This is a genomic window from Halomonas sp. BN3-1, assembly GCF_003056325.1.
GTDB lineage: Bacteria > Pseudomonadota > Gammaproteobacteria > Pseudomonadales > Halomonadaceae > Halomonas > Halomonas litopenaei.
In genome coordinates, this window is sequence record NZ_PYVV01000053.1 from 1 (window position 1) to 554 (window position 554).

A 554-nucleotide genomic window follows, 5' to 3' on the forward strand; every position below is an offset into this window, starting at 1 on the left:
CTGTTGCCCTGGTCGAGGTTGTCCTTGGCCTCGAAGGTCCAGTTGCCGTCACCAGTGACGGTCAGGGTGCCTTCGGCGAGCTTGAAGGTCACGGTATCGGTAGCACCGACGCCCAGCGGCTTGGTTTCGCCTGCCGCTGTCACGCTGACGGTGGCACCATCGGCACCGGCGTCGGTGGTCCAGGTGCCATTGACACTCTGACCCTCGACCACGCTGGCAGGCGCTTCAACGAACTCGATGGTCGGCTGATCGTCGGCCACGCTGACCGAGACGCTCGCCTCGGTACTGGTACCGTCGGTGTCGGTGCCGACCACGCTGATGCCGGTGATCGACAGGCTATCGGCGTCGACCGCATGGTCCAGGCTCTCGGCCAGGGTCGCGGTCACGGTAACTACCTGCTTAGTCCCAGCAGCGATCGGATTATCCACGTCAACCGCCGGACTCAGGGTCAGGGTCAGGACGGCGTCACCGCCGGCCTCGGTACGCCCTTCCAGCTCACCGGCGTCGTTTGCGCTCCAGACCAAGGACTCACCAGCCGCCAGGCCCTGGACGCT

1 protein-coding gene is annotated in these 554 nt (G+C 65.7%); it reads right to left on the minus strand.

Annotation, left to right across the window (positions count from 1 at the left end; translation table 11 throughout):
• A partial coding sequence (locus C9F12_RS22260) for a hypothetical protein (protein ID WP_162816565.1) occupies positions 1-524 on the minus strand: 524 nt, incomplete at its 3' end.
• Positions 525-554 lie beyond the last annotated feature (30 nt).